The following is a 13,933-nucleotide window of genomic DNA, read 5'->3' on the forward strand; positions in this document are numbered from 1 at the left end:
TCTTTCGATCGGAATGCCATATCAGGCGCCGGCCGAAAGCTGATCAAACCCCTGTCGTCAGGGCAGCCGAACGGCGGCGCAGCGGAGCGCGTTGGCGACAAGCACAATCATGTAGCAACTCCTTTTCTGCTCGCGTTGCGGTTCAATCTGGGAGGTCAGCTTATAGCAGAGTGCGGCGCTGCCGCAATATTGCGCGCTCGGACAATTGATCGCCTGGTCATTGGAAAGAAATCTTCAGCCCCGCCCCGGGGTCCAAAATCTGCTTCGAGGCAGTCGCCTGTCGCAGCGGGCAACGCTGCGGCAAAGGCCCCGGACATGACCAGGTCACCAGCACGCAAACGCTCTCCACGCTCAAGCAGTGTATTTGCCAGCCAGGCCACGCAGAAAGCCGGATGGCCCATGCCCATGGCCGCCACACCGCTGACCTCGACAATGCCATTGCGTGCCAATATCGCCCCCATCCAGCGTATATCGACATCGCGCGGGCGCAACCGGTGCCTGGAAAGGACGACACCTGCGAAGGCCGAATTGTCCGCCACGGTATCGGCCACGCTGCGCGGTGGCGCCATACGAAAATCGACGAGTTCCAGCGCCGGCACCACGTGGTCGGTGGCTGCCAGAACTTCGTCGACGGTGCGCAGCGGAACGTCCACATCAGAGGCCATCACGAAAGCGAGTTCCACCTCGACATGCGGATTGATGTAACGGGCAGCTTGCAGCGTGACGCCGCTGGCGTGGACGGCGTCAGCCAGGATACGGCCGCAGATCGGCTCGGCGAGGCCGCATGCGAGTTGTGTCGTTTGCCAGGTCAGGCCGATCTTGTAACCGGCGAAAGCAAGGCCTTGCTGCTCACGCTCTGCATTGAACCGATCCTGGATGCGATAGGCATCGGCGAGAGCAAAGTCGGGGTAGACGCCGCTGAGGGGCGGCATGGCGACCACGGCCTTTTCCGCCCCCAGGATGGTGTACGCCGCCTCGCCAACCTCCGCTTCACTCAGCACCGTCGTCCCGCTTCTGCTCATTGCCAACCAATCAGGACCGTGTGGCCACGCTCACGCATCCAGCCACACTTTCTCAAAGTTCAGTTCGTTCAAAGGATGGGCACGATGGTTCTTGAGCGATGCAGCGAAGTGAACAAAGATCTTGCGCCAGTAAGGCTGGATGATCACCCCGGAATCCTGAAGGATTTTCTCGACGTCGCGCATCACGGCCTGGCGCTTCTTCACATCGGCGATCGAGAGCGCCTCGCTAAGCTTTGCGTCGAATTCCTTGTCGGAAAACGCCGTTTCATTCCAAGCTTCTCCCGATCGGTAGGCGAGTGCAAGGACCTGCACGCCGAGCGGGCGCATGGTCCATCCGGTCAAGGAGAAGGGGAATTTCGTCCAGTCGTTCCAGAAGGTCGAGCCCGGCAATACCGTACGCTTGATCTTGAAACCGGCTTCCCTGACCTGAGCGGCGATCGCGTCGGCGGTGTTCTTGTGCCAGTCCTCGTCGTCGCTGATCAGTTCGTGCTCGAACTCGAGCTTGCCGGCTTCCTCCATGAGCGCTTTGGCCTTTGCCAGGTCCCGCGTCATCTTGGGCAGTTCGAAATATTCAGGATGGATCGGACATACGTGATGGTTTTCGGCAACGCTGCCCAGACCGCCGTAGCCGATCTGGAGAATGGCCGCATTATCGACCGCAAGCTGCATGGCCCTGCGGACGCGCTGGTCGTCATAAGGGGCATGGGTCACGTTGAAGCGTGCGACAAGAGTACCCGCTGTCAGCACCTCGCTGCGTGAAAGGCCCAAGGCATCGAAAACCGCGACCTGGTCGCCGGTGGTTTCGAAATTGGCCTGCACCTCGCCGGACTCGAAAGCGCTCGCCAGCGCGTTCGGATCGCTGCCGTAGTCGATGAATTCCACGCCGTCGAGATAGGTTTCGCCACCCCACCAGCTGCTTTCGCGCCGCTTGTACACCGCTCGAACCGACGTCTCGAACGAGACGAGTTCAAACAGGCCCGTCCCGATCGGATGCCTGACCAGATCGCTGCCGGTTTCTTCGAAGCTGCGATGGACGAGCAACGCCGGAAAATCCGCAAAACTGGCAATGATGGAGATATCCGAATTCGCCAGGATCAGCTTGATGGTGTGATCGTCGACCCTGGTGATGGCGCCTTCGCGCGCCTTGCCGGTGGCTGGATCGACGAGTGCCGCCATGCGACCGGCCATGGAGTTGCCTTCCGCCTTCTTGTCGCACCAGCGATTGAGGTTGAAGAGCGCGTCCGTGGCGTCGAAGTCGTCGCCATTGTTCCATTTCACGCCCTTGCGCAGATGCAGGACATATTCGGTGGCGTCGTCATTGACGTCCCAGCTTTCGAGCAGCACCGGCTCGAAAGTGAAATCGGCCGTGTATTTGACGAAAGGTTCGAGCATCTGGCGCCCGAGATTGCCCATCTCGCCCCAGTCGAAGGTGCGCGGGTCCTTGAGCGGCTTGACCAGCATGCCCACCTTCAGCACGCCACCCTTCCTTGGGCTTTGCGCGTGTGCGGGAACCGGGGCCGACAGGCCAAGCAATCCATAGGCTGCGGCCGCCGAAAGCCCCATGGTGCTGGCAATGGTCAGGAACTCGCGCCTGTCCATAGTGTTGGCGGTCGCCATTTCCGCCATCTGCGTGATGACGGCAGGTACAGGCTTTGCGGTGCGGTCAGGAAGGGTCATTGCGCATTCCTTTTGAGTTGAGGGGTTTCACGCATGGGCGCTCGTCACTTCGCGGAGGAAAGTGCTGCGAGCAGATCGTCGAGCAGATCCGCGGTCGCCTCCACCCCTACCGAAAGACGCAGAAGGCCGGGATCGAGATGAGAACCGGCGCCTTCGACCGCCGCGCGCCGCTCGATCAGGCTTTCAACCCCACCCAGTGAGGTTGCCGGCCTCCAGAGCCGCGTGCGCGTCAGGGTCCGCTGTGCTTCGCTGGCTCCGCCGGCAACGACGATCGAAAGCATGCCGCCGAACCCGCCCGCCATCTGCCGGGCAGCCAGGGCGTGTCCGGGATGCGTCGGCAGGCCAGGGTAATAAACCGCGGTTACCCCGGGATGTCGCTGGAGGGCCTCGGCAAGCGCCATGGCTGATGCACAGGAACGGGCGATACGCAGGTGGAGCGTGCGCATGCCGCGCAGAAGCAGGGAAGCCTGAAACGGGTTCAGGATGCCGCCGTGATAATCGCGGTTGAACGCTACGCGCTTCCAGAAATCGTCATCGGCTGCCGTCAGCGCCGCGCCAGCCAGGACATCGCTGTGTCCGTTCAGATATTTGGTGGCTGAATGAACGACAATGTCGGCGCCTAACTTTATGGGTTGGGTGAGTATCGGCGTCGCCACCGTGTTGTCGACGACGAGTCTCGCTCCTGCCCGATGTGCGATTTCGGCCAGACCGGCGATATCGTAGATATGCCAGTGAGGATTGGACGGCGTCTCGAGCCAGACCAGGCGGGTCACGCCGGGGATCATCGTTGCACGGACCTTGTCCGGGTCGGTCATGTCGACATGGTCGATCCGCACATTCCAATGACTTGAATGTGCGTTCAGCCAGGTCTTCAAGCCATGATACATGTCGATGGGGAACACGCAGTGGTCGCCAGGGCGAAGCGCCATGATGACCGCTGTCATGGCCGACATGCCGGAACTGAACAGGCGGCAGTCGGCAGCGCCCTCGAGGGTTTTGAGCGTCGTTTCAGGCTGCTCCAGACCTGGATAGCCATAGCGGCTGTAGCTCCATCCACTCGATGGTTCGTCTTCGGGCGAACGCAGGAAGGTCGTTGCCAGGTGGATCGGCGGAACGATCGCGCCGGTGGCGTCGTGCTCCCGGCCCGATCCCTGGGCAAGAATTGTATCGGCGGCGTAGGGCGACATTCGAACCTGCGATGATGCGAAGCGCTTGGCTTCGGACTGGCGACACCAGCCGATCATGGCATCAGCCCACCCTATGATTTTCTCTATTTTGGCGTGCCGGGCGGCAAATCTATAACCTGCAGGCCCCTCTCGCGCATAAAACCGTCGTGCCCCCCTTCAATGCACGACTGTAACCGGCCTTGCCCGGGAACGGGGATGCGCCTAGGACCTTGGAGGTCAATGGAGCGCTTTATGTCCTCGGCACGGGTGAGTCTGGATCGCACCGATCGAAAGCTGTTGAACCTGCTTCAGCAGTCCAGTTTGCAGACCTTCCAGCAACTGGCCGACAAGGTGGGCATTTCCCAGCCCGCGTGCCATCGCCGGATTCGCCGCCTGCGCGACAGCGGCGTGATTGTCGGAGACGTATCGATCGTCAGCCGTGCCTATGCCGAGCGCAAGATGGCGATCTGGGTCGAGATATCGCTGTCATCCCATCAGCTCCAGATGTTCAACGAACTGCTGGACGTCTTGAGATCTTCGCCGCACGTCTCATGCTGCGATGTGATAACCGGCGACACGGATATTCTCGTCTGTCTCAACGTCGCCGATATGGAAGAATTTCGCGAATTGACGCGCGAATTCATGCGCAGGTGCCCGATCATCAAGACATATCGCTCGATAGCCGTGGCACAGCACGTAAAGATGCAACCAACCTGCGTCTTTGACGAAACCTGACCCCCGATCGGCTCGTCCCCGCCAGGATCATTCGGATGGCTCGGATTGGGGAGCCGTCGACTTGCGGGACGCTCCTGCGTTGAAGATCAGGAGGCTCATCGCAGCCATGATCCATACTCCCATCCCGCCATACAACGTTACCCATCCGAAGCCAGTTGCCAGCGCATCATGCACGATTGCGCCTGTCAGGCCTGGGATCGAAACACTGTCGCCGGCGGAAATCCTCTCGGCGAGCGGCCGGATTTGGGTGGCGTCCAGTTCGGGCAGCGCCTGCCTGAGATGCGCGGCGACGCCACTTGCCAAAATGAGGCCCATGATGGCGATGTTGACCGCCAGCGAAATCATTCGCGCGCTCATGTCTATGCCAGACGCCATCCCCACCCGGTCGCTTGAGACCGAGCCCGTCGTCGTGTTGGTAACAGGAGTGTTGGCGATCCCGAGACCGATGCCGGCGATCAAGCATCCTGGCAGCATTGTCAGCCAACTCTGGTTCGTCGAGGCAATGCCTAACTTCATCAGGAAAAACCCGACGCCGATCGTGAACAAGCCCGCCGGTATGACGAGGTTTGGCTGATAGCGAAGCGACAGGCGTTCCGCCAATGGCGGCATGACCAATGTCGGAACCGTGTAGGCAAGCAGCGAAAGACCTGCCGTGACGCTGTCATAGCCAAGGCCGGCCTGCATCCAGATCGGGAGATAGATCATGAATGGCCAGAAGCTCGTGTTCATCGCCGACGAACCGATGATCGCACCGGAAAAAGAGCGAATGCGAAACACCGAGAAATCGAACATCGGACGGGCGCTGACCTTCTCGGCAATGACGAACGCGATCAGGCTCGTGATCGATACGCCAAGGATCGCAAGGCCGGTGGTGCTGGCAAAACCGAAATCAGAACCCTGAGTGATGTAAAAGGCGAGACAGAAGACTGCCAGCGACAAGGAGAGGATGCCAGCGACGTCGAGTCTGCCTGCCTGCGGGTCTTTCGATTCATGGACGCCAGCCAATGTGAGCGAAAAGGCCACCACGGCCAGCAGCACATGGATGAGGAAAACCCACTCCCAGCTCGAGACCGCGACGATGCCACCCCCGATGATCGGCCCGAAGCCCAGCCCTATGCCGAAGATGACACCCCACCAGCCCCAGGCGATGGCGCGCTGACGGCCTTCCCGGAATTCGTGCGAGAGCACGGCAATCTGGCATATCAACAGCGCGCCGCCGCTCATGCCCTGCAGAAAGCGTGCGGCGATGAGGGTCTGAACATCCCCGGCCACGCCGCAGATCAATGAAGCGATGCCGAAAACAGCGATGGACATGAGAAAGACGCGCTTGCGCCCATAGCGATCCGCCAGCGCGCCGACCGCCATGAGCACGGTGGTGACCGCGAGCGTGTAGGCGTTCATCACCCACTGCAACTGCTTGAAATCGGCCTGCAGCACCTTTTCCAGCGTCGGCAGGATCGTCGGGACGCTGGATATCTCCAGCCCGAACATCAGGCATGCAAGGCAGACAGCGGAGAGAACGACGCCGCCTCGGCGGGTCAGGGCATTTGGCATGGTCAGCCTTTCGACAGTTGGGTCGGCAGCCGACGGTCCAGGAGTGCAGGAGAGGAGCGCGGCCCGACGCGTGTTGCGCGTTGGGCGAAAAACTAGGTTCCGCTGGATGATTTTAGAACTGGATGAACCTACATTTCAGTGACAACAAATCCGGATGGATGGCATGGCCTCATTGGATGTCGACGCGGTGAAGGCATTTCTGGCCATCGCCGATTTCCAGAGCTTCACACGCGCCGCCGAAACACTCGGCACCACGCAGGGAGCGATCAGCGTCAAGTTGAAGAGGCTGGAAGATCAGGTCGGCCACAAGCTAGTCGAGCGGACTCCGCGCCAGGTGCGTCTCTCGGCCCAGGGCGCGCTGTTCATCGAGGCTGCGCGGGAGTTTCTCAAAGCCCACGACCACGCGATGGCCACGCTGACATCCACCCGGCGCCGCTTCGCGCTCGGCATCGCCAGCCATGTCGGCGGGCCGGAGCTGCCGACCTTGTTGGCCCGTCTCAGCGCCCATGATCCCGCTCTCACCATCGAAGTAAGGCTGAACGATTCCCGTGACCTGCTCGCCGCGTTCGATCGCGGCGAGATCGACGCCGCCATCATCCGCCGGGAAGATGACCGACGGGATGGCGAGGTGCTCGCTCAGGAACATTTCGGCTGGTTCGCAACTCCGGATTTTGAGCGCCGCGCAGACGAGCCGTTGCGATTGGCCGCCTCGTCGCCGACCTGCGCCATCCGCAATCTCACGACACGCGCGCTGGACGACGCCGGCATAGCCTGGACGGAAGTGTTCCTCGGCTGCGGCACGTTTGCCGTCGCGGAAGCCGTCGCGGTCGGCCTGGCGACCTCGGTGTTCTCGTGCCGACTGGCACCTGCCGGCACCGTGGAAGTCAGTCGGCGGTTTGGGCTGCCGGCACTTCCCTCATCGGAAATCATCCTGCTCTCGACGCTGACGGACGCTAAATCGCGGGCCGCCCTCAGGACCCTCGCCGCGGCTTTCCGCGAACATCGTCCTTCACCCACGAGAGCTGAGCACACTCCAACCCACGACACTCGCGCGTTGAACGGGGTTTCTTGAACGTGAACTCCAGCCGCTGGAAACTATCGCCGCAGACGGGAGGCTGAAGCCTTCAGTCCAGTGCGCGTTATGGCGCATAAGCGCATGATTCCGGACACCGCCAGCCGGGCCAAAATCATTCCCACTCGATTGTTCAAATACCTTCTAACCATCTGATTTCATTGTCAAATTCTTTATCGCCAGCGTAGAACACCGACGCTGATACCGTCAAAATCCTACGCTTTTGATTTTGCAGGGATTTTTCGCCGGAAATTTTTTGGCGGTTCCGGGGTCTATCGGGACCAATCGGCCCTCGGGACTGAATTTTTCGGTCAGCATCAACCCGGCCGCTGACCCAAAAACTACCGTCACCACCCCATTTAGCAGATCGGACACTGTGAATCGAGATGGTCAGGCGGCTGATCCACCGGCAGCCTAAGCCGCCCCTTGCATGTCAGAAAACGATGCCTTATTTTCTGACACATGAAGATGATCGCCGCCTCAGTTCCCGATCGGGTCATGAAGCGTGTCCGCGCCAGCGGACGCGGCAGCGTCTTCACGCCCACCGACTTCCTGGCCGTTGCGGCCCGCGCAGCGGTCGACCAGGCCCTCTCCCGGCTGGTCAAGGGCGGGCAGCTTCGCCGGCTCGCGCGCGGGCTGTATGATTTCCCCAAGCTGCATCCGAAGCTCGGGCCTCTCTCTCCCGCTCCCGACGATGTCGCCCAAGCTCTCGCCCGGGAGACCGGCTCGCAGGTGCAGATTGCTGGCGCACGGGCCGCGAACGCCCTCGGCCTCTCGACGCAGGTTCCTGCTCAGAGCACCTATTTGACCGATGGTCCTTCGCGTCGCGTGGTGCTCGGAAAGCGCGTCGTCGATCTTCGCCATGCCTCGCCTAAGCATCTGATCGCGCCAGGCAGTCCCGCCGGCACGGTCGTTCAGGCACTTCGCCACGTCGGCCCTGTGCGCGCCGCCGACGTGGCGCAGGTTGCCGCGCGTCGGCTTTCGGCCAACGATAAGAAGAAGTTGGCCTCGACCGCCATTCAAGCGCCTGCCTGGATGCGACCGACGCTCGTCTCGATCGCCAATGCGGCGGCGGCCGACGTCGGTGGATAAGGTCGCCCATCTCCCTGTCGCAGATCGCGCCGCTCTCTTCGGGGAGACGGGTGTCGGGCGGGGCGTTGCCGACACGATCATCGAAAAAGTTCTGGGTCTGCTGGAGCCTAAAGCGCCTGTTCGGTCTCCCGAAAGGCACCGCAGCGAGCCTCGTTTTCAAAGGTGGCACGTCGCTTTCCAAAGCGTTCGGCGCCATTCGCCGGTTCTCCGAGTATATCGATCTGTCGTTCGCCCGCGCCGAACTCGGATACACCGGCGATCGTGATCCCGAAAAGGAAGGGATCAGCAAGAAGCAGGCAGCCCGGCAGATCGACGATCTGGTCGGCGACGTCGAGCGCCACATCGCCGAGAAACTTCTCCCGGCGCTGCGCACTGCGATCGTCGAACAACTCGGCGAGCCCGCGAACGGCGAGTGGTCGCTCGAGATCGACGCTGACGACGCTCAGACGGTCAACTTCCATTATCCGACAGCGCTGCCCGCAGCCGAATATGACGGCATGGCCTACATCACGCCACGCGTGAAGCTGGAGCTTGGCGCGCGGGGCGATCCTTGGCCGATCGAGGAGAAGATCATCCGGCCCTATGCGGCCGATGACTATCCCGGCTTCTTCGAAGGACCCGAAACAAGCGTGACTGTGTTGTCAGCGCGTCGCACCTTCTGGGAAAAGGCGACCGCTCTCCATGCGGAAGCGCATCGCCCGACCGAGTCACCGACGCCGCAATATTTCTCGCGGCATTATTATGATCTCGCCATGCTCCTCGCCACGGATGAGGGCCAGGCCGCCGCTGGAGATTTCGAGCTGCTGGCGCAAGTGGCGAAGCACAAGGCAACCTTCTTCCGTTCGGGCTGGGCGAGCTAAAACACCGCCCGGCCTGGAACGCTGCTACTGACGCCGAATCCCTCGACAAAGCTTCCCCGAGACGGCCTGCAAATCCTGCGGCATGATCATGGCGCTCCCCGGGCCCTCTACGAGACGACGGATAGCCCAAAGAAGATCATCTATAAACACGTATCGTAAGCGACACAGAAGCATAATGGGCCGCAAAATCTGTAAAGTACCGGTATGCTGATAGGGATGATGCCTGCAAAAGGAGACGTCCGCCTGAAGGCCAGCCGGATTGTTGTGGCTGTGATGTCGAGGACAATAACTTCCTTGAAATCAAGCACCTGCCTCACAAGCGGGTACGCTGCCTTATAGACGGCCTCCTTCGCCGAGAAGATCAGCGTCAGGAAGGCATCGTACGGCATTTCCACCGGCTGGAACTCAATATCGCCGTCGCAACACACGAGTTCTCGAACCGCTTGCAGCTGTTCCTGCGAGATGAGCTTTTCGACATCCACTCCCAACAAGCGATAGAGCCCAGTGCTGGCTGCGATGGCGACCGCATGATCTGCCGTATGGCTGATCGAACCAAGCGTTCCTTTTGGCCATGCAGGGCTTCGATCCGCCATTATGGGAATGTCGTAGCTTCGCCCTGTCAGTTCTTTGATCGCAAGTGACGCGCAGATGCGCCCGGCGAAATAATCCGCCCTGCGCCTGGTCACGGCCAATGCGAGCGTCGGCGGCAAATCCAACCAGGCGCTCCCACGGCTTCCCGGCGCGGACAGATCGAACACGCCTTGCTTTGCCGCGTCCCAACCTTGGTCGAAATGCCTGACCGACGCGAGTTGCTCAGACGGGAGATAACTGTAGTCACACCGCCGGCACACCACACCTTCGAGGGGGAATGGCAGGCTGTTGCTCGCGCCCGCGATAATCATGCAGTCCGCTTGCAAGAAGACATGGAAATGCGGCGAGCGTCAAAAGTCGCTGCTGATGTGCCGCCCCACCAGAATGTTTGCCAGGGCCTTGACCGTCTCCGCGATTTTCCGCCCGCAACTAACGCGCCGCGCGGCGAAGTCAGCGGGCAAAGGTGGCGTCGGACGGCACGCAACCCACCTGCTGCCGCCACAATGGAATTGAGCATTTGAGGCACCGTTTTCGTTGCCATTCCTCGCGACGGATAGCCGTTTTGGCAATCTGATTGCAGAGCGACTTCATACATGCATGCTGCTTCAAACGAGACCCCAGCTACTATGGCTGGCACCAAACCGGAACCGCGGACGTAGCAGCCTTTGGCGCCATCCAGCCCAGCAGCAGGTCTGGTGATGGAAATGAAGGAAAATACCATGGCTGAAACGGGGAATATTGGACAAACTACATACACGCCCTCGGCGAACATTGCCTATGCTGTTAACCACTGACTGAAATGGCAACCACAAAAACGTTTGGTGTAGCGCCTATGGACATTTGCCTGGCATTCGACAGCAATTACGTCGTCCCCGCACAAGTCTCTATGGAGACAATACTTAAAAGCAATCATTCCAACCGCGACAAGATAAAATTCTGGCTGATATCTTCAAACCTCTCGGAAGAAGAGACAGATCGAATACGGCGACAACTCGCCACGCGGGTCGAATTCAAAATAATAACGAACCTCGAGATGAACATCTCATTCGAAAACGTCTACGTTCCCATTTTCGAACGTCTGACACCAATCTCCCTGGCGCGTATCTATTTGGATACCGTAATACCGAAAAATATCGAGAGGATCGTTTATATAGACTGCGATACAATATGCCTTGGCGACATTGAACACCTGTTCAGATTGGAACTCGGCGACAATATCGTAGCTGCCGTCAAGGATATGTACCTACATACATTGGGAGAGGCCGACATTCCGGGCCTATCGTCCTATCCAGACCTCGATTTACAGCATCCGTATTTCAATTCCGGCATAATGGTCATCGATACGCGGAACTGGAGAAAACACGGAGTTAGGGAGCGAGCAGAATCCTATTTAAAGGCAAACATAAATGAGCTTGGCCTTCCGGATCAGGATGCTCTGAATATCGCCCTTTACAACAAATGGCTCCAAATTTCGGATAAATGGAACTTTATGAAAGTGTGCGAAGAAACTTCACCACCAACAATAGACATTGCTGATATCAAAATAGCACATTTCATTTCGAGCAAAAAAGTTTGGAACGACGATTATCCAAAAAGCGCATTGAAAGAAATGTACTTCAGAATTCGCGATGAGGTAGCGAAGTAATATTTCAATTCAGCACTGGTGCCCGGCGAGCCGGAAATCTGGAATTTCGGGCTCGCAGCAGCAGGGGGCGCTCAAAACAGGAGACTGGCGCAGGGCGCTGCTAAACACGCTCTAGAACCCGACTTGCATCCAGACCAGCTGGGCGATGCGCGGGCCCTGCGTACGGCATCATTCGCTCGATGAGTTCCACCCCCGCTATAGGCTTTGCTTGAGTTCGGAAAACCTTCTGCATTCTCAGCACGGCATCTTTCACTTCACTGCGGTCGAGTTGATCAAGCAGTCTTGCAATTTCTGTTTCGTCTATCGTGGCGATATCCCCACAAATACCCAGACCGTGATACCTGACCCGTGCAGCATTGCCGAACTGATCAAACCAGCAAGGAAATGTCAGCATCGGGACGCCAAAATACAATGCTTCCATGACGGAGCCATGCCCCGCCTGTGTCACGAACACATCGGCCTTCTCTAGTATTTCCAGTTGCGGTGCAAACTTGACGACGCGGATCCGGCCTGGCAGCTCCCCGAAGTCCGAAACCTCGGCTGCGGAGCCGACCTGAACGATCGCCTGAATATCATCCCTTGCCTTAACCGCATTGATGACGGCGAGGAAAAGTCTCTTGGCGTGGCGATATTCGTGACTGTAAGTCCCCAATGAGCAGTATATCAGCTTTTTTTCAGCGTCGTATCCATCCCAGCAGAAGTCACCGTCCGATCGCCTCAGATCGACGCTGCTGCCGAGATACGTCCTTGATGCGTCAACCTCCGAATGGGGAAAGTCGAACGTCCGCGGAGACGTGACAAGCTCAGGTACGGCAATATGTGGCCCGTATTCGTTCCAGCGAATTGTCCCTCCCGATCGGCGAACTTCAGCCCAAAACGGGTCTCTTCCGAGCCCCATGACGATTTGCATTCCGGCCGATGCGGCCTGCTTGCGCCAGGCAGCGAACAGGCACCGGCTCCATGCGAAGGAATTACGAAGCTTCCAACCAAACGTGCGGACAGCCGGAGGCATCAGCGAACTGAAAACCGGCGGTGTATCTCTGGTCCCGCTCGATGCCAACGTCGAATTGAGCGCGATCATCGGGATTTTGAGCTTCAAGGCAGGTATGACGCCAATTTTTGCCGAGGGATCTGTGATGATGAGATCGGTTTGGTCGGCAATCAGCGCAGTCTCGCAGCGGATGTCGGACGCCCTTATTTGCACGAGCAGATGCCACATCTGGAGCTGTGCAGCACGCCATCGGCCCAGGATCGCGCGAAATCCTCGTCCGCGTGATCGTTCTGCCTGTGGGATTGGCATATCCAAGGAACGGTATTCAAAGCCTTGCCCTGCCACACGCGAACTGTACCTAGCTGGCCCATGATAGATGATGCGATGGCCCGACCCCTTGAGTGCACGCGCCAGATTGTAACTTGCGTTAAACGCACTTGTTTCGGGGAACAGAATGAACGCTATCGTTTTTCCAGGATGTTCATGAGCGGTGGTAAACGGCTTTGTGTTACCGGAGGTCAGCGCTCGCGCAATTGACGCGCCCAATGGATTGCACAGCGGGATTTCCATCATGGACAGATGATCTCCCTCCATCTTCTCAACAGTAAGACGATTGCCCACCAGCAGTCGCCAACTGTTGGCAAGCTCGCTCTCGCTCGATGTCCGGGCGAGGAAGAGATGGATGGCCACGCTGCTGGGCAATGGGACGTATCGTTCGGCTGCAGAGACCAGATGCCGCCAGACTTTCGTTCGCTTCAACACATCCTGGGCTGTCAATCCGTCGTCAAAGTACCCAGCCCGTCGGCATTCGTTGATCAGATGCTCTGCCGTGCGCGGTCCTCGTCGCCAACCCGTCAGCTCGCCAATTTGAAACGCCGGAACAAGTTCCTTCAGGCGCAGCAAAAGGTCGTCAATATCGCTCTTGTATCGCGGTGCCGCGTAGCCCACTGCGTGGTTGTTGGCACAATCAATCAAACCGAGGAACTCGACGTTCTCGTGCGCGTTTGCAAGTTGCCTCGCCATCTCATAGGCGATCACGCCTCCGAGCGACCAGGCGGCCAGACGATAGGGCCCCGTGGGCTGGACTTTGCGGATACGGGATAAATATTCTTCAGCGATCTGTTCTACCGTCTCCGCGCGTAGCAGGTCGTCGCGCAAGCCGGCTGCTTCCAGGCCGAAAACAGGGATATCCTTACCGATCGCCAAAGCGAGTGCAGGATAGGCACCGACCTCTCCCGATGACGGATGGACAATGAACAGGGGACGCTGCGAGCCCGCTGAATTCAGTTCGACAACTCCCTCTACCGTGTTTGGCCTGATCTGCAGTTTTCGGATTGCTGAAGCGATACCTTCAATCGTTGGCTGCACCAGAACATCCTGAATCGTAACGACCTTGCCAAGCTCCTGGCGAATTCGGGCGACCAATCGGACAACCAGCAGCGAATGGCCTCCGAGGATGAAGAAGCTGTCGCGGCGCCCGATGCGTTCGACGCCCAGCAACTCGCTCCACAGGCCGGCCAGCATCGTC

General features: G+C 59.1%; 11 protein-coding genes. 5 read left to right on the plus strand and 6 right to left on the minus strand.

What is annotated here, in order from left to right; translation table 11 throughout:
• Nucleotides 1-155: 155 nt before the first annotated feature.
• The 3 genes from ACFWYE_RS29015 to ACFWYE_RS29025 are packed head-to-tail and all read right to left on the minus strand — an operon-like array spanning nucleotide 156 to nucleotide 3,886.
• A complete protein-coding gene (locus tag ACFWYE_RS29015) occupies nucleotides 156-1,022 on the minus strand; it encodes a 2-keto-4-pentenoate hydratase (RefSeq protein WP_379115509.1) in 867 nt (288 codons plus the stop codon).
• A gap of 30 nt (nucleotides 1,023-1,052) precedes the next feature.
• Complete coding sequence (locus ACFWYE_RS29020; RefSeq protein ID WP_379115510.1) at nucleotides 1,053-2,699, minus strand: ABC transporter substrate-binding protein; 1,647 nt, start codon at nucleotides 2,697-2,699, stop codon at nucleotides 1,053-1,055.
• A 44-nt stretch (nucleotides 2,700-2,743) separates the two neighbouring features.
• The gene (locus ACFWYE_RS29025) at nucleotides 2,744-3,886 is read right to left on the minus strand and encodes a trans-sulfuration enzyme family protein (RefSeq protein WP_379115511.1); all 1,143 of its coding nucleotides are present in this window, start codon (nucleotides 3,884-3,886) and stop codon (nucleotides 2,744-2,746) included.
• 219 nt (nucleotides 3,887-4,105) lie between these two features.
• On the opposite strand from ACFWYE_RS29025, the gene ACFWYE_RS29030 reads away from it, so the two are divergent.
• Nucleotides 4,106-4,600, plus strand: coding sequence for an Lrp/AsnC family transcriptional regulator (locus ACFWYE_RS29030; RefSeq protein ID WP_379115512.1), 495 nt, complete (start codon nucleotides 4,106-4,108; stop codon nucleotides 4,598-4,600).
• Between the two features lie 27 nt (nucleotides 4,601-4,627).
• Here ACFWYE_RS29030 and ACFWYE_RS29035 read toward each other — a convergent pair whose 3' ends face one another.
• Nucleotides 4,628-6,154 carry an MFS transporter gene (locus tag ACFWYE_RS29035; RefSeq protein WP_379062775.1) on the minus strand — a complete coding sequence of 509 codons (1,527 nt, stop codon included), beginning with the start codon at nucleotides 6,152-6,154 and terminating at the stop codon, nucleotides 4,628-4,630.
• A gap of 163 nt (nucleotides 6,155-6,317) precedes the next feature.
• On the opposite strand from ACFWYE_RS29035, the gene ACFWYE_RS29040 reads away from it, so the two are divergent.
• The 3 genes from ACFWYE_RS29040 to ACFWYE_RS29050 all read left to right on the plus strand — a co-directional run bounded on the left by ACFWYE_RS29040 (nucleotide 6,318) and on the right by ACFWYE_RS29050 (nucleotide 9,178).
• Nucleotides 6,318-7,226, plus strand: coding sequence for a LysR family transcriptional regulator (locus ACFWYE_RS29040; protein WP_379115514.1), 909 nt, complete (start codon nucleotides 6,318-6,320; stop codon nucleotides 7,224-7,226).
• Between the two features lie 462 nt (nucleotides 7,227-7,688).
• Nucleotides 7,689-8,318: a DUF6088 family protein gene (locus ACFWYE_RS29045; RefSeq protein WP_379115515.1), complete on the plus strand. Its 630-nt coding sequence runs from the start codon at nucleotides 7,689-7,691 to the stop codon at nucleotides 8,316-8,318.
• A 65-nt stretch (nucleotides 8,319-8,383) separates the two neighbouring features.
• The gene (locus tag ACFWYE_RS29050) at nucleotides 8,384-9,178 is read left to right on the plus strand and encodes a nucleotidyl transferase AbiEii/AbiGii toxin family protein (RefSeq protein ID WP_379115516.1); all 795 of its coding nucleotides are present in this window, start codon (nucleotides 8,384-8,386) and stop codon (nucleotides 9,176-9,178) included.
• Between the two features lie 140 nt (nucleotides 9,179-9,318).
• Here the strand turns inward: ACFWYE_RS29050 and ACFWYE_RS29055 are convergent, their stop codons facing one another.
• Nucleotides 9,319-10,080 (minus strand): 4'-phosphopantetheinyl transferase, encoded by a 762-nt coding sequence (locus tag ACFWYE_RS29055; protein WP_379115517.1) that lies wholly within the window; start codon nucleotides 10,078-10,080, stop codon nucleotides 9,319-9,321.
• A 521-nt stretch (nucleotides 10,081-10,601) separates the two neighbouring features.
• Between ACFWYE_RS29055 and ACFWYE_RS29060 the strand changes: the two genes are divergently transcribed.
• Nucleotides 10,602-11,414, plus strand: coding sequence for a glycosyltransferase family 8 protein (locus ACFWYE_RS29060; protein ID WP_379115521.1), 813 nt, complete (start codon nucleotides 10,602-10,604; stop codon nucleotides 11,412-11,414).
• Between the two features lie 100 nt (nucleotides 11,415-11,514).
• On the opposite strand, the gene ACFWYE_RS29065 is transcribed toward ACFWYE_RS29060, so the two are convergent.
• On the minus strand, nucleotides 11,515-13,933 hold a 2,419-nt coding region (locus ACFWYE_RS29065), incomplete at its 5' end, for a thioesterase domain-containing protein (RefSeq protein ID WP_379115518.1).

The sequence above is a fragment of the Mesorhizobium sp. NPDC059025 genome (assembly GCF_042739655.1).
Lineage (GTDB): Bacteria > Pseudomonadota > Alphaproteobacteria > Rhizobiales > Rhizobiaceae > Mesorhizobium.